At 68.8% G+C, this 23,456-nt stretch carries 19 protein-coding genes; 13 read left to right on the forward strand and 6 right to left on the reverse strand.

Annotated elements, in window-relative coordinates:
• From CS1GBM4_RS08900 to CS1GBM4_RS08925, 6 genes are all read right to left on the reverse strand, one after another.
• Positions 1 to 1,119: glycosyltransferase (locus tag CS1GBM4_RS08900; protein ID WP_280177696.1), on the reverse strand; the 1,119-nt coding region annotated here is incomplete at its 3' end.
• Positions 1,116 to 2,387, reverse strand: a complete 1,272-nt coding sequence (locus tag CS1GBM4_RS08905) for a glycosyltransferase (RefSeq protein WP_186418358.1) — start codon at positions 2,385 to 2,387, stop codon at positions 1,116 to 1,118. The genes CS1GBM4_RS08900 and CS1GBM4_RS08905, both read right to left, overlap by 4 nt.
• Positions 2,384 to 3,049, reverse strand: coding sequence for a class I SAM-dependent methyltransferase (locus tag CS1GBM4_RS08910; protein WP_186418359.1), 666 nt, complete (start codon positions 3,047 to 3,049; stop codon positions 2,384 to 2,386). The genes CS1GBM4_RS08905 and CS1GBM4_RS08910 overlap by 4 nt, the downstream gene beginning before the upstream one ends.
• Before the next feature lie 126 nt (positions 3,050 to 3,175).
• Complete coding sequence (locus CS1GBM4_RS08915) at positions 3,176 to 4,969, reverse strand: adenylate/guanylate cyclase domain-containing protein (RefSeq protein ID WP_186418360.1); 1,794 nt, start codon at positions 4,967 to 4,969, stop codon at positions 3,176 to 3,178.
• A gap of 16 nt (positions 4,970 to 4,985) precedes the next feature.
• The gene (locus tag CS1GBM4_RS08920; RefSeq protein WP_186418361.1) at positions 4,986 to 5,435 is read right to left on the reverse strand and encodes a cyclic nucleotide-binding domain-containing protein; all 450 of its coding nucleotides are present in this window, start codon (positions 5,433 to 5,435) and stop codon (positions 4,986 to 4,988) included.
• On the reverse strand, positions 5,432 to 8,170 hold the full coding sequence (locus CS1GBM4_RS08925; protein WP_186418362.1) for an ABC transporter ATP-binding protein/permease: 2,739 nt from the start codon (positions 8,168 to 8,170) through the stop codon (positions 5,432 to 5,434). Before CS1GBM4_RS08925 ends, CS1GBM4_RS08920 begins: the two co-directional genes overlap by 4 nt.
• Before the next feature lie 320 nt (positions 8,171 to 8,490).
• On the opposite strand from CS1GBM4_RS08925, the gene CS1GBM4_RS08930 reads away from it, so the two are divergent.
• From CS1GBM4_RS08930 to CS1GBM4_RS08990, 13 genes are all read left to right on the forward strand, one after another.
• Positions 8,491 to 10,374, forward strand: a complete 1,884-nt coding sequence (locus tag CS1GBM4_RS08930) for an ABC transporter ATP-binding protein (RefSeq protein WP_186418363.1) — start codon at positions 8,491 to 8,493, stop codon at positions 10,372 to 10,374.
• Entirely contained in the window at positions 10,374 to 12,287 is a 1,914-nt protein-coding gene (locus CS1GBM4_RS08935) for an ABC transporter substrate-binding protein (protein WP_186418364.1), read from the forward strand. The genes CS1GBM4_RS08930 and CS1GBM4_RS08935 overlap by 1 nt, the downstream gene beginning before the upstream one ends.
• Before the next feature lie 5 nt (positions 12,288 to 12,292).
• Entirely contained in the window at positions 12,293 to 13,291 is a 999-nt protein-coding gene (locus CS1GBM4_RS08940; protein WP_186418637.1) for an ABC transporter permease, read from the forward strand.
• The gene (locus CS1GBM4_RS08945) at positions 13,288 to 14,466 is read left to right on the forward strand and encodes an ABC transporter permease (RefSeq protein WP_244607140.1); all 1,179 of its coding nucleotides are present in this window, start codon (positions 13,288 to 13,290) and stop codon (positions 14,464 to 14,466) included. Before CS1GBM4_RS08940 ends, CS1GBM4_RS08945 begins: the two co-directional genes overlap by 4 nt.
• 8 nt (positions 14,467 to 14,474) lie before the next feature.
• On the forward strand, positions 14,475 to 15,620 hold the full coding sequence (locus CS1GBM4_RS08950; RefSeq protein WP_186418365.1) for a glycosyltransferase family 4 protein: 1,146 nt from the start codon (positions 14,475 to 14,477) through the stop codon (positions 15,618 to 15,620).
• Positions 15,617 to 16,420, forward strand: coding sequence for a polysaccharide deacetylase family protein (locus CS1GBM4_RS08955; protein ID WP_186418366.1), 804 nt, complete (start codon positions 15,617 to 15,619; stop codon positions 16,418 to 16,420). The genes CS1GBM4_RS08950 and CS1GBM4_RS08955 overlap by 4 nt, the downstream gene beginning before the upstream one ends.
• Positions 16,421 to 16,512: 92 nt before the next feature.
• A complete protein-coding gene (locus CS1GBM4_RS08960) occupies positions 16,513 to 17,793 on the forward strand; it encodes a glycosyltransferase (protein WP_186418367.1) in 1,281 nt (426 codons plus the stop codon).
• 98 nt (positions 17,794 to 17,891) lie between these two features.
• Positions 17,892 to 19,127: an amidohydrolase family protein gene (locus tag CS1GBM4_RS08965; RefSeq protein ID WP_186418368.1), complete on the forward strand. Its 1,236-nt coding sequence runs from the start codon at positions 17,892 to 17,894 to the stop codon at positions 19,125 to 19,127.
• Positions 19,128 to 19,160: 33 nt separating this feature from the next.
• Positions 19,161 to 19,976 carry an ABC transporter permease gene (locus CS1GBM4_RS08970; protein WP_244607141.1) on the forward strand — a complete coding sequence of 272 codons (816 nt, stop codon included), beginning with the start codon at positions 19,161 to 19,163 and terminating at the stop codon, positions 19,974 to 19,976.
• Positions 19,976 to 21,031 carry an ABC transporter ATP-binding protein gene (locus CS1GBM4_RS08975; protein ID WP_186418369.1) on the forward strand — a complete coding sequence of 352 codons (1,056 nt, stop codon included), beginning with the start codon at positions 19,976 to 19,978 and terminating at the stop codon, positions 21,029 to 21,031. The genes CS1GBM4_RS08970 and CS1GBM4_RS08975 overlap by 1 nt, the downstream gene beginning before the upstream one ends.
• Positions 21,032 to 21,115: 84 nt before the next feature.
• The gene (locus CS1GBM4_RS08980) at positions 21,116 to 22,168 is read left to right on the forward strand and encodes an extracellular solute-binding protein (protein WP_186418370.1); all 1,053 of its coding nucleotides are present in this window, start codon (positions 21,116 to 21,118) and stop codon (positions 22,166 to 22,168) included.
• Positions 22,165 to 23,034 (forward strand): ABC transporter permease, encoded by an 870-nt coding sequence (locus CS1GBM4_RS08985; protein ID WP_244607142.1) that lies wholly within the window; start codon positions 22,165 to 22,167, stop codon positions 23,032 to 23,034. The genes CS1GBM4_RS08980 and CS1GBM4_RS08985 overlap by 4 nt, the downstream gene beginning before the upstream one ends.
• 148 nt (positions 23,035 to 23,182) lie before the next feature.
• On the forward strand, positions 23,183 to 23,371 hold the full coding sequence (locus CS1GBM4_RS08990; RefSeq protein WP_186418372.1) for a twin transmembrane helix small protein: 189 nt from the start codon (positions 23,183 to 23,185) through the stop codon (positions 23,369 to 23,371).
• Positions 23,372 to 23,456: the final 85 nt, after the last annotated feature.

Raw genomic sequence — 23,456 nt, forward strand, 5'->3', positions numbered from 1 at the left:
CGGGGCGACCGCCGCGACGGTCCCTGCCGCACCCGCGAGATCGACCCCGGCGACGGGCGGAGCGCCCTGCGCCAGCGCCGCCTCGACCGCCGCCGCGAGGGCCTGCGGCCCCGCCGACGGGTGGACGACGCGCGCCAGCCCGGCCCGTTCCAGCGCCGCGGCCCGCAAGCCCTGCTCGGTCTCGTTGCCGGCGTCGAAGGGAGCGAGCAGCGCCGGCCGCCCGGCCTGCAGCAGGTCGAGCACCGTGTTGTAGCCGGCCTGGCTGATCGACAGCGCGCAGCCGGCGAGGAGCGTCGGGAAATCCGGTCGAGCCGGCTCGACCACGGCGTTGCCGGGCGCCGCTCGCCGCAGCCGGGCGAGATCGGCATCCGGGACGCCGCGGCCGACCAGGAGACGGAAGGAGCGCCGCGGCAGCAGCCGCGCCGCCGCGAGCGCCGTCTCGAACAGCGGCAGCGCTGCCGCCGAGCCGCCGCCGGAGACGAGGATGGCGGCAGCCCCGTCATTGCTTCGCTGCGCTCGCGATGACGATTGCGCCAGATAGCCCGTATAGACCAGCTTGCCCGCGATCTCCGGCGTCACCGGCCAGGAGGCTTCGAGCGGCAGCACGTCCGGATCGCCATGGACGAGCACGGCGTCGAACAGGGTCGCGACTCGCTCGGCCGCCTCGGCGAGCCGCTCCGGCCGCTGCGGCGCGACCAGCACATCGCGAATCGAGGCGAGGACGAGGAGGCGGGGATTCGCGGCTCGCGCCGCCGCGATCAAGGCGAGGAACTCGTCGGCGAGCTGGCGCCGGCCGAAGGGGAAGTGCTCGGTGACGACGATGTCCGGAGAAAGCTCGTCCGCCAGCGCTTCCAGCTGCCTGCGGCGCGCGGCGAGCCGCTCCGGCGCCGCCGCCGCGCCGCCCTCGTCGAGCAGGTTGCGGAAATCGGTCCCTTCGGTGCGCACCGGCGGCAGCTGCACGAAGCGATATCCCGACGCTTCCCCGCCATCCGGCATGCCGCCGCTGGCGAGCGTGACCTGATGCCCCGCCCCGGCCAGCGCCCGCGCCAGCTGCCGCGCCCGCACCAGATGGCCGATGCCGAGCAGATGCGTGACCGCGATCAGGATGCGCGCGCTCACGGTGCGCCGCCATCCCCGCCGGCGACCGCCGCCAGCAGTGCCCGGTGGATCCGCTCCAGCCCGGCCTGCGCCGAGAACTCGGCGCGCAGCCGGGCGAAAGCGGCCGCCCCCAGCCTCGCGCGCCATTGCGGATCGCGGCTCAGCCCGTCCAGCGCCTTGGCCAGGGCCGAGACATCGCCCGGGCGCAGCAGCAGCCCCTCGCGCCCGTGCCGCACGAACTCGGGAATACCGGCGAAATCGGTCGCGACGACCGGCAGAGCCTGACTCGCCGCCTCCATCACCACATTGGGCAGGCCGTCCCGGTCGCCATTCTCCGCCTGCTTCGACGGCAGGACGAAGAGATCGGCCTCGCGCAGCGCCGCGACCACCGCGTCCTGCGCCTGGGGGCCGAGCCATGCGATCCGCCCGGCGAGGCCCAGCCTGTCCGCCTGCGCCTTCAGCGGCGCCAGCATCTCGCCGCCGCCGATATGGGTGAGCCGCCAGCTCAGTCCCGGGGAGAGGATCGCGAGCGCCGCCAGCAGGTCGTCGAAGCCCTTCTTCGCCACCGCCCGCCCGATCGTGACGAACCGCACCGGATCGGCCGGATCGGAGCCGTCGCGCGCCGGCCGGGCCGAAGGCGGGGCCGGGAAACGTGCCAGGTCGAGCCCGTGATAAAGCAGCGCCACCTTGTCCGGCCGATCCGCCAGGCGCTGAAGCTCGGCATGGCCGTCGCGGGTACAGGTCACGCCCCAGACGGCGTCCGCGATCTTCTCGCGCTTCTCCCAGTGCGGCGTCGTCCAGATGTCCTTGGCATGGGCGGAGAACGACCAGGAGAGGCCGCGGCTCAACGCCGCATAGCGGATCACCGAGGCGGGGGTGTGCAGGTAATGGACATGGAGATGGCGGGTCCCCGCCGGCAATTCGTCCGCCATCACGCAGGCCTGGCCGAAGCGGCGCAGGCGGTTGCGCGTGCGGTCGCGGGCGAGGTCGCGCAGGAAGATGGCGAGGAGCCCGGCGATGCTCGGCCGGGTGAAGGCGCGCGCCACGGCGCGCAGCACCCGCCGCCAGTCGTCGTGCAGATATTCCGGCAGGTAATGCAGCGGCGCCGTGATCTCGTTGTGCATCATGTGCCGTGCGCCGTCCGTGGGGTGGCGCAGCGACCAGATCGCGAAGGGCAGGCCGAGCCGCTGCAGGCCGAGCAACTCCTGGGCGATGAAGGTCTCCGACAGGCGCGGATAGCCTTTCATCGCGATCGCGACCGGCGGCCCGGTGGGTGCCCCCTTGCTCATCGGCGGCCGATCAGCATGAAGCGGGTGTAGTTCCTCGCCGGCAGCGCCCCCGCGAACCACAGCTCCGACAGCCCCGCCTGAGTCTCGAAGGCCGCGAGCGTCGGCACGCAGCTGCGATGGTCCGGCTCGCGGACGTAATCGTTCGACTGCAGCAGCAGCGGCAGCCCGGCGGGCAGGCCGGCCAGCCAGGCCGGCACGTCGGCCAGATGCTCGCAGCTGGTGTTGATCACCAGCCCGGGCCGTACCCCGTCCGGACCGGCGAAGTCGAGCGCCATCATGTCGGCCGTCACCGCGCGGAAGCGTCCCGAAGCGACATGGCGATGATTGAGCGTCTCGGCCACCGGCGCACAGTCCGGATCGATATCGAGGCTCACCACCTGCGGGATCGAGAGCCGCGTGTCGGCGAGGAGCATGGCCCCGAGCACGCCGTGCCAGGCGCCGAGCACCCAGACCGGCCCGTCCGGCCTCGGCAGGATCTCGGCGAGCGTGTCGACCAGCCAGCGCTTCGAGGCGATCTGCTTGGGATTGAAGGCGACCGAGATGTCGGCGCGGACACCCTTGCCGACCAGCCGGGCGAGATCGGCGACGATCGCGTCGCCCGTCAGCGCCGCGACGCCGCGCAGGATGTCGTGCAGCGCTTCGCGGGAAATCTCGTCTGTCATCGAAGCTCTGGGCGGTGGGGCGGACGCGGCGGGACCATAGGCGGGCAGGCTCACGCTTGTCACCCGGTCCCGGCGATGTTCGCGAGTGCATTCTGTCCGATCGATCCCGCTCGGGCGGACGGCATGCTAGCCGTCACCGTTCCGGTCAGCGGCGGATGGCGCCGCGCCCTGCGATTGAGACGCCTGTCCGGCCTTGACCGCCCTCGCCTTGGCCGCCTGACCGTCGTCCGGACGGGCTTCGCCCTGCGGCGTGCTGCCGAAGCCATAGGCCAGGATCGGCTTGTCGCGCCCCTTGACCGCGATCTTCAGCGGAACCGTGTCGCGATAGCTGCGCCCCGTCGCGCTCACCGTCTCGGCCGAGACCACGATGTCGGACAGGACCCGCCGCGTCGCCGCCTCGAGCTGGCTCGCGATCATCACCGTCTCGCCGACCGTGATCTCGCGCCGCCCCATGCTCTCGTTCTCGACGGCTCCGACGATCGCCTGGCCGCCATGGATGCCGATGCCGATGCGCAGGGGCAAGGGCAGGGCATTGGCGTATTCGCGATTGAGCGCCTCGACGGCGCGCACCATGTCGCCGGCCGCCGCGATCGCCGCCGCGCTCGCCCGCGCCGATGTGGTTTCCAGCCCGAACACCGCCATCAGCCCGTCGCCATAGATCGCCTCGATCCGCCCGTTATGCGCCGCGATCGCCTGGGACATCTCGTCATAGAAGCGGTTGAGCAGGTTCATCAGCTCGTGCGGCAGCTGCCGCTCGGACAGCGCGGTGAAGGCGCGCAGATCCGCGACCATCACCGTCAGCCCCTTCTTGCCGATGCGGTCGTCGGGGTCGAGGCCGGCCGGGCCGGCGCCGCGCTGCTTGGCGGCGAGCAGGATCTGGACCTGGAGATCGCGCTTCGGCCTGATCTGGCAGGCCAGCCGGACATGATCGCCGGCGGAGATCCGGCGCAGGAGCCTGGCCTCGTTCGGCCCCGGCGGCGGCAGATCGTCGCCCCCGTCGAGCACCAGCACCCGGCAGGTGGCGCAGCGCGCGCGCCCGCCGCACAGCGCGGCATGGGGAATGCCGAAGCGGCGGAAGATCTCGAGCAGGGTCGGGCCGGGGACGACGCGGCGCACCCCGTGTCCGACGAAGCGCACCGCGATGGCGCCGAGCGCGCGCGCCCTCAGCTCGCGCAGCACGACGAAGCCGGCGAAGCCGCCGATCAGGCCGAAGAAGGCGCGCTTGGCCCAGGTCACGTGAAGATTGAAGCTGTCGATCTGCAGCGCCGTGTAGAGCTCGGGCGGCAGCGTCATCATCTGCGTCTCCCGCCCGGCCACCGAGAAGCCGATCAGGGCGAGCAGCGGCACGAGGATCGCCGCGAGCAGGAACGGATCGCGCCAGCGTGCATAGGCATCGCGCGCCCGGAAGGTGAAATGCAGGCCGATCACGCCATGGGTCCAGACCAGCAGGAGCAGCAGGCTCTGCGACAATGCGAGATTGGGCCAGAGCCGGCGCAGCACCGCATGGTAGCTCTCGTCCTGCCCGAACAGCACGCCCTGGACCCGGGTGCTGACGATGTGGTCGATCAGCAGGAGCGGGATCGCCACCCCGAGCACGATCTGGATCACCTCGCGGCTCGGCATGCGGAAGGTGCGCCGCTGCGCCACGCGCAGCAGGGCGAAGACGGGATGGACGATGAGCGAGCCGTAGAGCGCGACCGTTCCGATCCAGCTGTGCCAGAACCAGTAGCGCCAGTGCTGCACCGCCTCCATCACCCCGACGCCGAAGATGCCGAGTGCGTGGTTGAGGAAATGCGTGGTGGCGAACAGCATCAGGATGCAGCCCGACGCGAAGCGCACGTCGCGGCTCCAGGACGACATCTGGTCGAAGCCGGAAACGGTGGCCCTGCCGCCGGCCGGGCTGCCCGGAACTGCCGTCATCGGCGCACCTGGCGCTTCAATGGATCTTCTCGCCATGCAGGACGGAATCCGCCAGCCGGTAGAGCCGCCCGGCGAGATCGCGCGACAGCGCGACCGAGAATTCCGGGATGTTGTCGAGCAGCTCGAAGAACAGCGCCCGCGGCAGCCTGAGCGCCACCACGTCGGTCTTCGCGGTAGACCTTGCCGCATAGGTCTGGTTGCACAGCAGCGGCACGTCTCCGATGATGCTGCCGGTGGCGAGCCGGAAGCTCTTCTGCCGCCCGTCGGAGAGATCGTGCGAGAGCTCGACCTCCCCCTCCAGCACGCAATAGACCTCCTCCGGCTTCTCGCCCTCTTCGGTGATCACCGTCCCGGCCGGGAAATAGAGCCGTTCGCCCATCAGGGCGAGCAGCTTCAGCCGCGGGCCCGGCAATCCTCGGAACAGCGGGATCGACTTCAGGCAGGTGATATCGCTTTCGAGCGTCATGTCCTCGCCTCGATCGGGACCGTCCTGTCGGGCCGCGGCGCCTCGTCCTGCAGCTCATCCGCCTCGTCGCCCGGCGCCCCGGCGCCGTTGATCCTGGCCACGGGCCCGTTGAAAACGATCTTCTGTGGGATATCGGCAGCCAGCCCCTGATCGGTCAAGAGCAGGAACAGCGTTCTGTCCCGGCAATAGCCGGCGATGCGGCGGATCAGGCCGCCCGGATCCGGGCAGGTGACGAGGAAGGCGTCGAGATCGAGCACCAGGATGTCCGGCCGCTTGATCAGCGCCTGTGCCAGCGGCACCATCAGGCGCAGGCGCAGCGGCAGGTAGCGGCCGCGCAGCCCGACATCGGTGTTGAGCCCGAGGCGATAGGCGGTCGAGTCGAGCCCGGCCCGCGACAGCGCGACCCGCGCGATCTCGGCCACCTTGCGCCCGGCATCGGCCACGCCGAAACCGATGCGCCCGAACAGCAGGTTGTCGCGCACGCTCGCGCCGTGGATCACGTCGTCGGGATCGTAGAATTCGATCTCGTCCGCCTTCTCGCCCGGCAGATAGGTCCTGAAGCTGTGGCGGGCGCGCAGCACCCGCCGCCGCAGCGCGATGTCGAGCAGGTTGAGCCGGTGCTTGGGCTCGACATAGCCGAGCGCGAGCGCGATCAGCTCGCGCTGCACCAGCGGGTCGAGCGGCCCGCGCCGGTCATGCCGGCGCAGCGTCTCGCTCAGCTCGCCAAGCTTCTCCAGGTCGACCTCGCCGCCGAAGGCGTAGCGCTCGAACAGCGTATGGCCCTGCGGCAGGCCGGCGAAGATCTCGACCAGCGTCGCCGCGATGCGCCCGCCGATCTCGGCCAGCGGTTCCTCCAGCGCCTCCGCCTGCAGCACCGAGCGGGCATAGGGGTCGTTCAGCAGGAAGTCGGCGGGCTGGCGGCCATTGCGCATCGCGCCGAAGACGAGGTTCTCGGCGATCGTCGCATTGGCGTTGTAGCGCTCCAGGTCGAAGGTCTCGATCAGCCCGCCGAGCTTGGTCTTGGCGAGCTCCGCCGCCACCACCCGGCGCGCGGCGATGATGCGGTCGGCCGCCCCTTCCGGGAGCGGCGCGATCACCTTCGCGTCGAGGCCGAGCTCGTAGACCTCGTCGGCACAGCCGAGGGTGTCGAGCACGGCGAGCACGCGCTCTTCGAGCGCCGCCGCGCCGTCGAGCCCGGCGCCCTCGTAGTCGTGCCAGTCGGCCGTGAAGGGCAAGGGCGTGTTGCCGGCCCGCAGCGCCTCGATGAACCGGCGGTGCTCGGCCTGGTCGATGACCTCGTCCGGCTTGACGACCGGGCGCTTGCGCTTCAGCGGCAGCAGGATGTTGTCACGCAGCGATCCGTTGATGATCTCGATCTCCGGCCCGGCATAGCCGATGAGATGGCTCGCCCGCTCGACGCTGATCGCGTCCAGCGGCTCGCCGTCGATCAGGATGCGGCCGGTATGGCTCATCGTCTGTCGGCCGAGGATGCGCCCGAGCGTGTCGCGCCCGCCGCCGGCGGGGCCGATCAGCGCGATCCGGCCCGGCCGCCGCAGGGTCAGCGTCAGCGGCGCCAGCAGCGGCTGGCCGCGATTGTCGACCATCTCCACCTTGTCGAGCCGGATCTCGCCCTCCGGCGGCAAAGCGGCGATCTCGCGCTCCTCCTCCAGCCGCAGCGTCTCGCCGGGATTGAACTGGGCGATCACCTGCTCGTACTTGATGGTCACGTCGTTGCGCTGCTGGTCCCAGTCGATCAGCTCCTTGATCGGCGGCGGCAGGTCGCGATAGGCCGCGATCACCGCGACGAGCTGGCCGATGTCGAGCCGGCCCTGCAGCGCGAAATAGCCGCCGATCGCGTAGAAGAAGAAGGGCGTGATCTGCGCCAGCAGGTTGTTCAGGAACTTGACCGCGAATTTGCGCTTGTAGAGCGCGTAGCGGATGTCGAACAGCGTCCCCAGCCGTCCGGCGATGTCGGACTGGATGTAGGAGGTCGCGCCATGGCCCTGGATGGTGGGCCCGGCGTCGACGATCTCGCCGATGCGGCCGGCGAGCTGGCGCGAGGCGAGCTGGCGCTCGCGGCCGAGCCGAAGCTGCTCCTTGCGCAGGATCGGGATGATCACCGCCTGCATCAGCACGATGATCAGCGCGACCGATCCGAGCCAGACGCTCTGCATCATGATGAAGACGAGCGCCGTCAGCGCCTGGCTGAGCAGGAAGGCCGGCTGGATGAAGGCGTCGCCGACGAAGCCGCCGATCGGCTCGACCTCGTCCTTGATCATGCTCGCGACCTCGGCCGGCTTGACCGAGCGGATCTCCTCCGGCCGGAAGCGCATCAGCTGGGCGAACAGGTCGTAGCGCATGCGCCTGAGCATGCGCTCGCCGAGCACGCCCTTCTGCAGGTTCACGACGTATTTGAAGCCGCCATTGATCAGGACGAGCGCGAGGAAATAGAAGCTCAGCGTCAGTAGCAGGCCGAGCTGGTTGACCCTGAAGCCCTCGAACAGCTGAAAGCTGCCGCCGCCGAGGAATTCCGGCAGGTCCAGCGTCCACGCGAACACCGTCACGCTCGTCTGGCCGTGCTTGAAGGCGCCGCCCTGGATCGCATCGTTGACGATGCGCTTGGGCACCTCCAGCGAGGCCCAGTTGAACGGGATCGAGACGAGGATCACGAGCAGAACGATGATCTGCTCCCGGCGGCTCTTCTGCCAGACGTAACGGAAGAGGCTTCTCTCCAAGGGGCTTTCCCATCCCGCGCCCGGAAAGGCGGAAGCCCCGCCGGCTAGCCCTCATATGTGGGCAGTTCACGACGCGGCGCAACATGCCGCAGGGACTCGACAAGCCCGGCGAATTCAAGTTCGGTCGCGACGGCGGCCGTAGTCGGGAGCGCGGCCGCGTCGCGGGATCGTCATCGGAACGGGGCAAGGGCTGCGGAGAGGAAAGCGGGACGGCGCCGCCGCGGCGGACACGGAAGCTTGGGCGTTATATTGATCCGGATCATGGCGCAGGGCGTGCATCCGGCACCATGGACATGAGGGGACAACGGCGACAGCCGCAGATGAACATTCTCGAGATCAACGACCTGCGGATCGGCTTCACCGTTCACGGCTTCGCTCGCGATGTCGTGAAGGGCGTCGACTTCCGGATTCCGGCGGGCAGGACCGTGGCGCTCGTCGGCGAATCCGGCTCGGGGAAATCCGTGATCTCGCAGGCGATCATGGGCCTGCTGCCGCGCGCCGGCGCGATCACCGGCGGCCGCATCCAGTTCCGCGATCCGCAGAATCCCGCCAGCCCGATCGACATCGCCGCGCTGCCGGCCGAGGGCAAGCAGATCCGCGAGCTGCGCGGCGGGCGGATCGGCATGATCTTCCAGGAGCCGATGTCGTCGCTCTCGCCAGTCCATACGATCGGCAACCAGATCGAGGAGGCGTTGCAGCTGCACCGGCCGATGCCGGGGCCCGAAGCCCGCGCGCTGATCGAGGCGATGCTGAAGCGCGTCGGCTTCAAGGACCCCGTCCGCGCCTACGGTTTCTACCCTTTCGAGCTCTCCGGCGGCCTGCGCCAGCGGGCCATGCTCGCCATGGCGCTGATCTGCCAGCCCGCGCTCCTGATCGCCGACGAGCCGACCACGGCGCTCGACGTCACCATCCAGGCCCAGGTGCTCGACCTGATGCGCGATCTCCAGGCCGAGATGGGCATGGCGATCCTGCTCATCACGCACGATCTCGGCGTCGTCGCCAACATGGCCGACGAGGTCGTGGTGATCTACCATGGCGAGATCATGGAGAGCGGCACGGCCGAGGACATCTTCCGCCGCCCGCAGCACCCCTATCTCAAGGCGCTGCTCAAGGCCTCGCCGCATTTCGACATGCAGCAGGGCGAGCGGCTGGTCGCCCTGCGCGAGGCGAGGCCGCGCCCGCCGGCCGCGCCGAAGCCGGCCGCCCCACGGCAGACCGCCGGGCAGCAGGCGCCGCTGCTGGCGGTGCGCCATGTCAACAAGACCTATACGACCCATTCGGGCCGCTTCTTCGGCAAGGGCACGAGCTCGACCGTCGTCGCGGTCAACGATGTCAGCTTCGACATCGAGCGCGGCGAGTGCCTCGGGCTGGTCGGCGAGAGCGGCTGCGGCAAGACCACGCTCAGCAAGATCATCATGCGGGCGGTGACGCCGGATTCCGGCGAGGTCCGCTTCGACGACGGCAAGGACTGCCTCGACATCCTCGCGCTGCAGGGAGAGGCGCTGCGCCGCTTCCGCCCGAAGCTGCAGATGATCTTCCAGGATCCGGTCTCGTCGCTGTCGCCGCGCATGACGGTGATGAACATCCTGCGCGAGCCGCTGGTGATCCACGAGCGCGGCGACGGCGCCGAGCAGCGGGCGCGGATCAGGGCGCTGATGGACGATGTCGGGCTCGACCCACGCTTCCTCTCGCGCTACCCGCACTCCTTCTCGGGCGGCCAGCGCCAGCGCATCGGCATCGCGCGGGCGCTCGCCCTCGATCCGGAGCTGATCATCTGCGACGAGCCGGTCTCGGCGCTCGACGTCTCGGTCCAGGCGCAGATCCTCAATTTGCTCAAGGACCTCCAGGCCGAGCGCGGGCTGACCTTCCTGTTCATCTCGCACAATCTCGCGGTGGTGAACTACATGGCGGACCGCATCGCGGTGATGGCGAACGGGCGCATCGTCGAGCTCGCGCCGCGTCATGCGCTCTTCACCGCGCCGGTCCATCCCTACACCCGGGCGCTGCTGAAATCGGTGCCCTTCGCCGATATCGACCGCAAGCTCGACTTCAAGCTGGCCGCGCCGGGCGGCGCCTCGGACACGCGCCATTGGCCGGCGAGCTTCAAGCCCGACCCGGCGGGCGAGCCGCTCGCGCATCTCGATCTCGGCGCCGGCCATCTCGTCCTCGCCAGGCCCGGCGCCAATGTCAGGGAGCTCGCCTGATGCGGATCGCGCGCAGGAGCTTCCTCGTCGGGACCGGCGCCGCGCTCATGGCGCCGCGGCTCTGCCTCGCCGGCGTCGGGGCGCCGATCGACAGCCCCATGCTCGCCGCGAAGGTGGCGGCGGGCGAATTGCCGCCGCTCTCCGAGCGCCTGCCGAGATCGCCGCGCCTGATCGAGGTGGCGGCGATGGGCCGCGAGCCCGGACGGCATGGCGGCACCATGCGCATGCTGATGGGTGACCAGCGCGACATCCGGATGATGACGATCTACGGCTACACCCGCCTCGTTGTCTACGACGAGAAGCTCGAGCTCGCGCCCGACCTTCTGGAGAGCTACGAGGTCGAGAAAGGCCGGGTCTTCACCCTGCGCCTGCGCCCCGGGCATCGCTGGTCGGACGGACATCCCTTCACCGCCGAGGACTTCCGCTACTGGTGGGAGGACGTCGCCAACAACAAGCGGCTCTCGCCCGGCGGGCCGCCGCAGGCGATGGTGATCTCCGGCCGGCCCTGCCGCTTCGAGATCCTCGACGAACTGACGCTGCGCTACAGCTGGGACGAGCCGAACCCCGTCTTCCTGCCGGCGCTCGCGGGGACGCAGCCGCTCTATATCGCGATGCCGGCGCATTACCTGAAGCAGTTCCATGAGCGCTATGCCGACAAGGCGGTCCTGGCCGAGAAGGTCCGCACGGTGCGCGTCAGGGACTGGGGCTCGCTGCACGAGCGCTTCTCGCGCCAGTACCGGCCCGAGAATCCGGACCTGCCGACGCTCGACCCCTGGCGCAACACCACGCCGATCCCGGCCGAGCGGTTCAGCTTCGTCCGCAACCCCTACTTCCACCGGGTCGACGAGAACGGCCGGCAGCTGCCCTATGTCGACGAGGTCACGCTGACCATCGGCGGCTCGGCCCTGATCCCGGCCAAGACCGCCGCCGGCGACAGCGACCTGCAGGCGCGCTATCTCGCCTTCGCCGACTACACCTTCCTCAAGGACGCCGCCAAGCGGATGAACTTCCAGGTCCATCTCTGGAAGCGGGCGGAGGGAGCCTCCTTCGCGCTGATGCCCAATCTCAACGCGATCGACCCGGTCTGGCGCGATCTCAACCGCGACGTGCGCTATCGCCGCGCGCTCTCGCTCGCGATCAACCGCCGCGACATCAACCGCGTCATCTTCTTCGGCCTCGCCAAGGAAAGCGGCAACACCGCCCTGCCCGAGAGCCCCCTGCATGACGCGGCGCTTGCGCAGCTCTACATGACGCCGGACCTCGCCGAGGCCAACCGCCTGCTCGACGAGATCGGCCTCGCCAGGCGCGACCGCGAGGGCATCCGCTTGTTTCCGGAGGGGCGGCGTCTCGAATTCACCATCGAGACCGCCGGCGCCTCGACCGACGAGACCGACATCCTCGATCTGATCAAGCAGGACTTCATCGCGATCGGCATCAAGATCCACCCGCGCTCGAGCCAGCTCGACGTCTTCCGCCGCCGCATCCTCTCGGGCCAGACGATCATGTCCGGCTGGACCGGCATGGATAACGCGCTGGTCGCCGCCGAGATGGAGCCCGACGCGCTGGCGCCGACCTCGCCGGCCCAGTTCAACTGGCCGCGCTGGGGGCAGTATTTCGAGAGCGGCGGCCGCGAGGGCGAGGCGCCCGACCTGCCCGAGGTGAAGGAGCTCGTCGCGCTCTACAAGGCCTGGCGGCATTCAGCGACGCATCAGGAGCGCCGCGAGATCTGGCGGAAGATGCTGAAGATCAACGCCGAGCAGCTGTTCACCATCGGCGTGGTCAACGCCACGCTTCAGCCGGTCGTGGTCGCGAAGGCGCTGCGCAACGTGCCCGATCATGGCCTCTACAGCTTCGAGCCGGGCGCCTTCTTCGGCCGCTACATGCCCGATACCTTCTGGTTCGAGGGGGCGTAGCCGTGCTGCTGAGCTACATCTTCAAGCGCATCCTGGTGATGATCCCGACGCTGCTCGTCACCAGTATCCTGATCTTCACGGTGATCAACCTGCCGGAAGGCGACTATTTCGAGACCATGGTCGCCGAGATGCAGGCGCAGGGCGAGAAGGCGGACATGAGCCGCGTCGAGTTCCTGAAGAAGGAGTACGGTTTCGACAAGCCCCCGGTCGAGCGTTATTTCTGGTGGGTCGCCGGCCTCCTGCAGGGCGACATGGGCTATTCCTTCGAATACCAGCTGCCGGTGCGCGACATCGTCGGCGACCGCCTGCTGCTGACCATGGTGGTCTCCTTCTTCACCATCATCTTCACCTGGATCGTCGCCTTTCCGATCGGAATCTATTCGGCGACGCACCAGTACAGCTGGGGCGATTACGGGCTCACCTTCGTCGGCCTGCTCGGCCTGGCCGTACCGCACTTCCTGCTGGCGCTGATCTTCCTCTACTTCGCCAACATCTGGTTCGGCATCTCGATCGGCGGCCTGGTCGATCCGCAATACCTCAACCAGCCGATGAGCTGGGCCAAGTTCAAGTCGGTGCTGGAGCACCTGTGGATCCCGGTGATCATCATCGGCGCCGGCGGCACCGCCGGCATGATCCGCAAGCTGCGCGCCAACCTGCTCGACGAGCTCCAGAAGCAGTACTACGTCACGGCCCGCGCCAAGGGCCTGCCGCCGGGCAGGGCGCTCCGCAAATATCCGCTGCGCATGGCGCTCAACTTCTTCATCTCCGATATCGGCGACATCCTGCCCTCGATCGTCTCCGGCGCCGAGATCGTCGCGATCGTGCTGTCGCTGCAGACCACCGGCCCGCTGCTGATCCGGGCGCTGCAGAGCCAGGACATGTATCTCGCCGGCTCGTTCCTGATGTTCCTCTCCTTCCTGACCGTGATCGGCGTGCTGATCTCCGATATCGCGCTCGCCATCCTCGATCCGCGCATCCGGCTGCAGGGGACGGCGACCAAGTGACGACGCCCCCCGCCCCCCCGGCCCCGGAGCCGCTGCCGCATCGCTGGTCGACCGCGCCGTTCGAGCCCTATGCGGTCGAGGCCATGTCGCCTGAGCAGGAGCGCGTCTACCTCGCGCCGCAATGGAAGCTGATGTGGTGGAAGTTCCGCAAGCACAGGCTCGCGGTGATCTCCGGCATCGTCATCCTGCTGATGTACGCCTCGGCCGCCTTCTGCGAGTTCCTGGCGCCGTACCACTACACCACCCGCAACACCGACTTCATCCGGGCCCCGCGCCAGGAGGTCCACCTCTTCCACGAAGGCAGCTTCGTCGGCCCCTTCGTCTACCCCTACACCCAGCGCCTCAACATGGAGAACCTGAAGCGCGAATACGATGTCGACACCGGCAGGCCGCAGAGGATCCGCTTCTTCTGCCGCGGCGACGGCTACCAATTCTGGGGCCTCATTCCCGGCAATCTCCACCTGGTCTGCCCGCCCGAAGGCGGCACGCTCTACCTGCTCGGCACCGACCGGCTCGGCCGCGACATGCTCTCGCGCATCCTCTATGGCGGGCGGGTCTCGCTGACCATCGGCCTGCTCGGCGTCGGCGTCTCCTTCGTGCTCGGCATCATCATCGGCGGCATCGCCGGCTATTACGGCGGCCGGATCGATCTCGTCGTGCAGCGCGTCATCGAGATCGTGCAGTCGCTGCCGCATATCCCGCTCTGGCTGGCGCTGGGCGCGATCATGCCGCCGTCCTGGAGCCCGCTGCTGGTCTATTTCGGCATCACGGTGATCCTCGGGCTGATGGACTGGACCGGGCTCGCCCGCGCCGTGCGCTCGAAGCTGCTGGCGCTGCGCGAGGAGGACTATGTCGTCGCCGCGCAGTTGATGGGCGCCAGGCCCGCCCGCATCATCGGCCTGCATCTCGTGCCGGGCTTCATGAGCCATCTCATCGCCGCCGCGACGATCACCATCCCCAAGACCATCCTCGGCGAGACCGCGCTCTCCTTCCTCGGCCTCGGCCTGCGCCCGCCCATCACCAGCTGGGGCGTGATGCTGAACGAGGCGCAGAACATCAACGTCGTCGTGCTCTATCCCTGGCTGCTCTATCCCTGCATTCCGGTGATCGTCATCATCCTCGCCTTCAACTTCCTCGGCGACGGCCTGCGCGACGCGGCCGACCCCTATCGCTGACGACCGTCGTGAAGATCGCCTTCCACACGCCGCTGAACCGCTATGGCGACGGCGGCTTTTCCGGCGACCGACTGATGGCGCGCCAGCTGGTGAGCCTGCTGGAGGAGCTCGGCCACGCCGTCGAGATCGTCCCGGCCGAGCGCAGCTTCATGCGCACGCCCGATCCGGCGCAGCTCGCCGCGCACCGGCATGCGGCGCAGGGCGTCGCGGCCCTGCTGACGGAGCGATGGCGGGTGCCGGAGGCACGGCCCGCCCTCGTCTTCACCTATCATTGCCATTACCGCGCGCCCGACCTGATCGGCCCCGTGCTGGCGGAGCGCTTCGACCTGCCCTACCTCGTCGCCGAGGCCAGCGACGCACAGAAGCGCTTCGACGGCCCCTGGGCGGAGGCGGCGGCGCTCGCGCGCGCGGCGATCCTGCGCGCCGACCTGCATCTGTGCATGACGCAGCGCGACCGTACCGGCCTGAGCCGGTTCGTTTCCGAGCCGGAGCGAGTGCTCGACCTGCCGCCCTTCCTGCTCGGCGTCGACGACGTGCCCGCCCGAAAATCCTCTCCGGCAGCCTTATCGCGGGAGCTGCCCGTCCGCCTGATAGCGGTCGCGATGATGCGCTCGGGCACCAAGGCCATCAGCTATCTCGCCCTCGCCCGCACGCTCGCCCGCATCGCCGACCTGCCCTGGACGCTGACGCTGATCGGCGACGGCCCGGAGCGCCCCGCCGTCGAAGCCGCCTTCGCGGATCTTCCGCCCGGCCGCGTCCGTTTCCTCGGGCGCTGCGAGCGTCCGGACATCCTCGCCGAGCTCGCGGCCCACGACCTCTTCGTCTGGCCCGGCCTCAACGAGGCCTATGGCGTGGTCTATCTCGAGGCGCAGGCTGCGGGGCTTCCCGTCGCGGCCTTCGACAGCGGCGGCGTGCCGGCCGTCGTCGCCCGCGGCCGCACCGGCCTGCTCGCACCTCACGGCGACGAGGCCGGCCTCGCCGCCACCATCGCGCGGCTGATCGGCGATCCGGCCCTGCGGGCCCGCCTGGGCGCCGCCGCGAGCCGCTTCGCGCGGCAGGAGCGCAATGGCGGGCAGGCCCGTGCGATCCTCGCCGCCGCCCTTGAGGGCGCGATCGCCCGGCACGGCCGCAAGATCCTGGAGGCGGCGTCATGACGGAGGCGGCCGCCTGGGCCGCCCTGCTCGCCGAGCTCGACCGCTGGGAGGCGGCCGGCAGGCGCCTCGATCTCTGGCTGCGCGACGACGACGCGACGGTGCCCGGCGAGCAGCTCGACCGGCTCGCCGCCCTCTCCGAGCGTTTCGCGCTGCCGGTGCTGCTGGCCGCGATCCCGCTGCTGGCGCAGGAGGCGCTGGCGATGCGGCTCGAAGCCGCGCCGCTGCTGCGCCCCTGCCAGCACGGTGCCTGGCACTGCAATCACGCCCCCGCCGGCGAGAAGAAGAGCGAGTTCGGGCTGCATCGACCGCTGCCGGCGATCCTCGCCGAGATCGCCGCCGGACGGCAGCGGCTGCGGGAGCTTTTCGGCGGCGCCGTCCTCCCGGTCTTCGTGCCGCCCTGGAACCGCATCGACCCGGCGGTCGCGGCCGCGCTGCCGGAGCTCGGTTTCGCCGGCCTGTCCTGCTTCCGCAAATTCGTGCTCGGCCCGGGCGGCGGCCCGCGCCTCGTCAACACCGATCTCGACCTGATCGACTGGCATCGCGGCCGTACCGGCCGGCAACCCGCCGACCTCCTGGCCGAGATGGTCCGATTGCTGACCATTCGCCGCGGGCAGCCCGAACCGCACCAGGCCTTCGGCCTGCTGCTGCACCATCGCGACCATGACGACACCGCCTGGGGCTTTCTCGCGACGCTGCTCGCCCGGCTGTCCGGCCATGCCGCCGTCGCATTCACCGGGCCCGATGCGCTCTTCGGCGCGACAATGGGGCCTGCGGCAGATTTGGCGGCAGACTTGGATTGACGCGCCGCCGGCGCTATGGTTTTGGCCAGTCGGGTGCGTGCTTGCGTCCCCCGGAGGCCATCTGAGCTTCAAGCAGAGGACGCGACGCGCGCATGGGCCTCAGTCTGATCGACGAAAGCGGGGTACGCCGCCCGCCATGCAGCCCGCATGCACCGCGCGTCCTGATCTACAGCCACGACACCTTCGGCCTCGGCCATATCCGCCGCTGCCGGGCGATCGCCAACTCGCTGGTGGCGAGCTATCCTCATATATCAGTCGTCATCGTCTCCGGCTCGTCGATGATCTCGAGCTTCCAGTTCGGCGACGGCGTCGACTATGTCCGCATTCCCGGCATCGAGAAGCAGAGCGACGGCCGCTATCTGCCGCACCACCTCAACCTCGAGCTCGCCGACACGATCCGCCTGCGCACCGACCTGATCAAGCAGACGGTGCTGTCCTTCGACCCCGACATCGTCATCGTCGACAAGGAGCCGGTCGGTCTGCGCGGCGAGCTCGTCCCCGCGCTGGAGATCCTGCGCCGGCGCGGCGCCCGCATCGTGCTCGGCCTGCGCGACGTTCTCGACGAGCCGGCCAAGCTGCATGAGGAATGGCGCCAGAGCGGCGCTCTCGACGTGCTCGCCAGCACCTATCACGACATCTGGGTCTACGGGCTGGAGAGCATCTACCGGCCGCTCGAAGGCTTGCCGAACCAGCATCTCTTCGCCGACAAGATCCGCTACACCGGCTATCTCAAGCGCGCCGTGCCCTCGCCCATGCCGCCCAACCGGCATCCGCGCATCACCAAGGGCCCGTTCATCCTGGTCACGCCCGGCGGCGGCGGCGATGGCGCCGGCGTGATCGACTGGGTGATCTCCGCCTACGAGGCCGACCGGACCATCGACCTGCCGGCGCTGGTCGTCTTCGGCCCCTTCATGTCGCGCGAGAAACGCAAGGAGTTCACCGAGCGCATCGCCCGCCTGCCCAAGCTCGAGAGCATCGGTTTCGAGCCGCGGCTCGAATTGCTGATGAACCGGGCCCATTGCGTCGTCGCGATGGGCGGCTACAACACCTTCTGCGAGATCCTCTCCTTCGACAAGCCGGCGCTGATCGTGCCGCGTGTCAGGCCTCGCCTGGAGCAGGCGATCCGGGCCGAGCGCGCCGACAGCCTGCGCCTGGTCGACGCGCTGTTCGATCCGACCCAGACCGGGGCGAGCACGCGTGACCCGCTGGAGATGGCGAAGGCGCTGCACGCTCTGCCCAAGCGCCTGCCGCCGTCGCAGGCCTTCCTGCCGAACCTGCTCGACGGCCTGCCGGCGATCAACCGCGCCCTCGCTGACGACCTCTCGCTGCCGGTCCGCGGCCGGGCACTGGCCCAGAACGCCGCCGCCGGCTGATCGCGAAAGGCGACCCCGCCGCCGGCTTGCGCGCAGGACGCGATGGACATGGCGCGCGAAGGCCATAATATATCAGGACTTCCCCGGGAGACGCCGCCATGACTCAGGTCCTGTTCCGCAATTTCGCGATGCTGGAGCCCGATCATGGCGAGCTGCGCGACGGTCATGAGCTTCTCGTCGAGGGCGAGCTGATCCGCGAGGTCTCCGACAAGCCGATCAAGGCCGACAAGGCGGCCGTGATCGATTGCGGCGGCCGCACGCTGATGCCCGGGCTGATCGACAGCCATGTCCACGTCATGCTCTCCGAGGTCTATATCCGCCTGCTGGAGAGCGTGCCGCTGACGCTCGCCACCGCCCGCGCGGCAAGGCTGATGAGGGGCATGCTCGACCGCGGCTTCACCTCGGTCCGCGACACCGGCGGCGCCGACTGGGGCATCAAGGAGGCGGTCGACAAGGGCGACATCGCCGGCCCGCGCCTGTTCATCGCCGGCGCCGCCATCGGGCCGACCGGCGGCCATAGCGACCCGCGCCGGCGCACCGATTTCGGGGCGCGCTGCCATTGCTGCAACGCCATGGCGTATACGATGAACATCTCCGACGGCGTTTCCTCGGTCATCAAGTCGACGCGCGAGCAGATGCGGCTCGGCGCCGACCATATCAAGATCATGATGTCCGGCGGCGTCGCCAGCCCCTACGACCCGCTGGACTCGATGCAGTTCACGGTCGAGGAGGTCACCGCCGCGGTCACCGAGGCCAGGGCCTTCGGGCGCTATGTCTGCGCCCACGCCTATACGCCCGAGGCGATCACCCGCGCCGCGCAATGCGGCGTCCGCGCCATCGAGCACGGCAACCTGATCGACGAAGCCTCCGCCAGGCTGATGGCGGAGAACAACATGTTCCTGACCGCCAACCTCGTCGCCTATTATGCGATGAAGGAGCGTGCCGCCGAATTCGGCATGAACGCCGACATGCTCGCCAAGAACGACCTCGTCATCGACGGCGGCCTGAAGTCGCTGGAGATCTGCAAGCGCGCCGGCGTGCCGGTCGCCTATGGTTCGGACCTGCTCGGCCAGCTCCAGGTCGACCAGTCCCGCGAGTTCCTGCTGCGCCGCGAGGTGCTCTCGCCGATCGAGATCATCCGCTCGGCCACCACGGTCGGCGCCCAGCTGCTGCGCATGGAAGGCAAGCTCGGCACGCTGCGTGCAGGGGCCTATGCCGACATCATCCTGGTCGACGGTGATCCGCTGAAGAGCCTGGAGCTGTTCCAGGACCAGGGCGCGAAGCTGCCGCTGATCATGAAGGCTGGTGCCTTCCACAAGAACACGCTGCATTGAGAGCAGGCACGAAGCGATGAAGAGGACAGCGATTTGACTGCCGCGCGCTTGAGCCTGGGCCGCATCGCGCTGAACGGCGCAGCCACCCTCTCGCTCGGCTTCATCCTGCTGCCGCTGATCTTCGTCGTCTGGCTGGCGTTCTTCCGGCAGGAGATCCCGTCCTTCCCGCCGGAAGGCTATTCGCTGAAGTGGTTCCAGGCGGCGGCGAACAACAAGCCCTTCGTCGACGGCTTCCTGCTCAGCCTTCAGGTCGGCGTGCTCGCGACGCTGATCGGCCTCGTCGTGGGCGTGCCGGCGAGCCTGACCCTGGTGCGCCACCGCATAGTGCTCGGGCCGGCGATCAACACCCTGCTGCTGCTGCCGCTGGTGATGCCGGGCATCGTCCTCGGCACCTCGCTCTACGTCTTCCAGATCGAGACCGAGATCGCCACCGGCCTGCCGGTGATGGGCTCGCTCGGCGGCCTCGTCGCCGCCCACAGCCTCGTCGTCATCCCCTGGGTGGTGAAGCTCGTCACCGCGAGCCTCGCCGGCTTCGACCGCACCATCGAGGAAGCCGCGCAGAATCTCGGCGCCGGTCCCTGGACGACCTTTCGCCGCGTCACGCTGCCGAGCATCAGGCCGGGCCTCGTCGCCGCCTCGCTGTTCGGCTTCGTCACCTCCTTCGGCAATCTCGAGATGAGCCTGTTCCTGGTCGGACCGGGCCGCACGACCTTGCCGATCGCGATCCTGCAATATCTCGAATGGAAGATCGACCCGACCGTCGCGGCCGCCTCGGTCATCCAGATCGTCCTGATCGGAGCGGCGATGATCGTCACCGACCGTTACGTCAAGCTGAGCCGGGTGGTCTGATGGCGAGGCTCTCGATCGATCACCTGCGCAAGGTCTATGGCGAGTTCCACGCCGTCGACGATTTCAGCATCGCCATCGCCGAAGGCGAGTTCCTCGTCCTGCTCGGCCCCTCCGGCTGCGGCAAGACCACGACCTTGCGCATGGTGGCGGGCTTCATCCAGCCGACGGCGGGCCGGATCACCATCGGCGAGCGCGACGTCACCGCCCTGCCGCCCTGGAAGCGCAATTGCGGCCTGGTCTTCCAGTCCTATGCGCTGTTTCCGCACATGACGGTCGCGGAGAACGTCGCCTTCGGGCTGGAGATGCGCAAGATCGCGCCGGCCGACCGGGCGCCGCGCGTCGCCGAGGCACTCCGCCTCGTGCAGCTCACCGGCTTCGACGAGCGCTATCCGCGCCAGCTCTCCGGCGGCCAGCAGCAGCGCGTTGCGCTCGCCCGCGCGCTCGCCATGGAGCCGGACGTACTGCTCCTCGACGAGCCGCTCTCCAATCTCGACGCCAAGCTGCGCCAGGAGGTCCGCGTCGAGATCCGCGATCTCCAGCGCAAGCTCGGCCTGACCACGATCATGGTCACGCACGACCAGGAGGAGGCCCTGACCATGGCCGACCGGCTGGTGGTGATGGAGAAGGGCAAGGTCCGTCAGATCGGCAGCCAGCGCGAGCTCTACGAGAAACCGGCCGACCGTTTCGTCGCCGGCTTCATCGGCCGCAGCGCCTTCCTCGACGGCGCCGTGGCCGAGGCCGGTCGCTTCCGTACCGGCGGAGGTCTCGACATCCGCTGCACGGCGACGGCGAGCGGCCCCGCCACGCTGGCGCTGCGGCCCGAGCGGCTCGCCATCGGCGCGGAGGCCGAGGCTTGCGCCAACCGCTTCCCGGCCAGGGTCGAGCACGTCTCCTATCTCGGCGCGCTGCTCGACATCGATGTCCGGCTGACAGAGCAGGACCGCATCCTGCTGCAGATGCCCAACCGTCCCGGCGCAGCCGAACCGAAACCGGGCGACATGATCACGATAGGCTGGGCCGAAGACGCCGGGCTCGTCTATCCGCGCGAGGCCTGAGGCATGACGCCGAAAAGTGGAAACCGGTTTTCGGACCACGTCATGCCCCGGAACCTCGACCAGGCGTCCACGAGGGGAACCACCATGAAGACGATCGACAGACGTGATGTCCTGAAAGGCCTGGCCGCCGGCGCCGCGGCCGTGATGCCGGCTCTCGGCGGCGGCGCGCAGGCGCAATCCGCCGGCAAGGTCGTGGTCGGCACCTGGGGCGGCGACTATGCCCGCCTGCTGACCAAGAACATCGAGGACCCGCTGCTGAAGTCCAAAGGCATCGAGGTCGTGCAGGACCAGGCCGGCGACGCGCCGCGCCGCGCCAAGATGGTGGCCGAGCGCCGCCTGCCGCGCGGAACGGTCGACATTCAGGGCTTCTCCGCCGCCAACATGTTCGAGATGAACGAGGCCGGCGTCGCCGAGCAGCTCGACTACTCCAAAATCCCGAATGCCAAGAACCTGCTGCCGACGATGAAGTACCCGTATGGCATCGGGCACATCTATTCGGGCAACGTCGTCATCTACAATCCCAAGCTGATCAGCCCGGCTCCGACCGGCTTCAAGGACTGGCTCGACCCGAAATGGGGCAGCAAGATCGGCTTCATCGACATCCAGTACCAGTCGATCATCATCGCCGCCTCGCTCGCCGCCACCAACGGCGCCAGCATGAACGATCTCGACAAGGCCAAGGAGGTCCTGCTCGCGGTCAAGAAGGCGGGCGCCCGCGTCTATCCGACCAACGAAGCCTTCGCCCAGGCGATGAAGAACGAGGAGGTCGGCATCAGCGCGATCTGGAAGGCGCGCGTGGTGCAGTGGCAGAATGCCGGCATCCCCTGCGAGGCCGTCTCTCCGGTCGAGGGCATCCCGGCCTATGTCTCGGGCTTCGTCATCGCCAAGAACGCGCCCAACAAGGAAAACGCCTACGCCTACATGAACGCTATGCTGGCCAAGGAGCCGCAGGAAGCCTTCGCGGTCGACATGGGCTATAACGGGACGGTCTCCGGCCTCTCCGTCGCGCCCGATCTGCAGAAGCGCATCGGCTTCACGCCGGAGGAGGAGAAGCGCCTCAAGGACCTGGACTATGCCTTCCTCGCCAAGAACGATTCGGCGATGAAGGAATGGTGGGACAAGGTCTTCAAGGGGTGAGCGCCGTCCCCGAGCCCGTCGCGGGTGCCCGCACCAGCCTCGCCGGGATGCTCGTCATTCCGGCGACGCTCTTCGTCGCGATCGGGCTGATCGGCCCGATCGCGATCCTGTTCCGCTATTCGCTGAATCAGTTCATCCCCGGCCAGTTCATGGTCGACGGTCTGACGATCGAGAACTACGTCAAGTTCTTCACCGATTCGTTCTATCTCAACGTGCTCTGGCGCACGGTCCGGGTCGCGGTGATCTGCACCGTCATCTGCCTGATCATGGGCTTCCCGCTGGCCTATGTGCTGGCGCGCACCGAAAGCCGCTTCAAGAACCTGCTGATCATGCTGGTGGTGCTGCCGCTCTTCGTCGGCAACGCCGTGCGCGCCGCCGGCTGGATGACCGCTTTCGGCAGCAAGGGCGCGCTCAACGCCTCGCTGATGGGCCTCGGCCTGATCGACCAGCCGCTCGAGATCATGTTCACCGAGACCGCCGTGATCATCGGCATCATCGCAGTCAACCTGCCCTTCATGGTGCTGACGCTGCAGAGCGTGATCGAGGGCATCAACCGCAATGTCGAGGAGGCCGCCTTCAGCCTGGGCGCCGGCCCGGCGGCGATGTTCGCCCGCGTGCTCTGGCCGCTCGCCATGCCCGGCATCCTCGCCGGCACGATCCTGACCTTCATTCTGGCGATGAACGCCTACGCCACCCCGGTGCTGCTCGGCGGCCCGAAATTCCAGACCATGGGCCCGCTGGTCTACGGCCAGTTCGCCCAGCAGAACAACTGGCCCTTCGGCGGGGCGATCTCCTTCATCCTGATGACGGCGACGCTGCTGCTCACCGTCGCCGCCAACCTGATCGTGCAGCGGCGCTATCGCTGAGGCAGCGGTCGGAAAAACCGCCATCATCCTGCGGACCTCCTCAGGATGAGGGCTGAAAAAGGTCTCTCGGGCCGAGGTCCCCAGGCTGTGGCGCTTCGCCGCCGCCACCATGCTGGTCAACCGTCCTCCCGGGGACTAAACCACCGCGATGAACGTCTCCTCCGCTCTCGTCCCGATCGCCGTCGGCGCCGTCGCCGTCGTGCTGCTGCTCGGCCTGATCAACATGCTGCGCGGCGGCAGCGCCGATACGTCGCAGAAGCTGATGCGGCTGCGCGTCGTGCTGCAGTTCATCGCCATTCTCGTGATCCTCGGCGTGCTCTGGTGGCGCGCCGGTTGACCAATCCGCGGTCCGCAGGGGCGGTGTCGTCACATTGCGGCCACCACTCTCTGCGCTTGTCCAATCGTCAGAAACTCCGCCGAAA

The sequence above is a fragment of the Allobosea sp. CS1GBMeth4 genome, from assembly GCF_900185715.1.
Classification (GTDB): domain Bacteria; phylum Pseudomonadota; class Alphaproteobacteria; order Rhizobiales; family Beijerinckiaceae; genus Allobosea.

What these genes read in the sequence shown, in the direction of transcription:
- CS1GBM4_RS08910 (WP_186418359.1), bottom strand. Translation starts at nt 3,049, where the DNA reads ATGACAGACGAGATTTCCCGCGAAGCGCTGCACGACATCCTGCGCGGC.
- CS1GBM4_RS08955 (WP_186418366.1), top strand. Translation starts at nt 15,617, where the DNA reads ATGACGGAGGCGGCCGCCTGGGCCGCCCTGCTCGCCGAGCTCGACCGC.
- CS1GBM4_RS08915 (WP_186418360.1), bottom strand. Translation starts at nt 4,969, where the DNA reads ATGACGGCAGTTCCGGGCAGCCCGGCCGGCGGCAGGGCCACCGTTTCC.
- CS1GBM4_RS08960 (WP_186418367.1), top strand. Translation starts at nt 16,513, where the DNA reads ATGGGCCTCAGTCTGATCGACGAAAGCGGGGTACGCCGCCCGCCATGC.
- CS1GBM4_RS08975 (WP_186418369.1), top strand. Translation starts at nt 19,976, where the DNA reads ATGGCGAGGCTCTCGATCGATCACCTGCGCAAGGTCTATGGCGAGTTC.
- CS1GBM4_RS08930 (WP_186418363.1), top strand. Translation starts at nt 8,491, where the DNA reads ATGAACATTCTCGAGATCAACGACCTGCGGATCGGCTTCACCGTTCAC.
- CS1GBM4_RS08965 (WP_186418368.1), top strand. Translation starts at nt 17,892, where the DNA reads ATGACTCAGGTCCTGTTCCGCAATTTCGCGATGCTGGAGCCCGATCAT.
- CS1GBM4_RS08980 (WP_186418370.1), top strand. Translation starts at nt 21,116, where the DNA reads ATGAAGACGATCGACAGACGTGATGTCCTGAAAGGCCTGGCCGCCGGC.
- CS1GBM4_RS08920 (WP_186418361.1), bottom strand. Translation starts at nt 5,435, where the DNA reads ATGACGCTCGAAAGCGATATCACCTGCCTGAAGTCGATCCCGCTGTTC.
- CS1GBM4_RS08935 (WP_186418364.1), top strand. Translation starts at nt 10,374, where the DNA reads ATGCGGATCGCGCGCAGGAGCTTCCTCGTCGGGACCGGCGCCGCGCTC.
- CS1GBM4_RS08990 (WP_186418372.1), top strand. Translation starts at nt 23,183, where the DNA reads ATGAACGTCTCCTCCGCTCTCGTCCCGATCGCCGTCGGCGCCGTCGCC.
- CS1GBM4_RS08905 (WP_186418358.1), bottom strand. Translation starts at nt 2,387, where the DNA reads ATGAGCAAGGGGGCACCCACCGGGCCGCCGGTCGCGATCGCGATGAAA.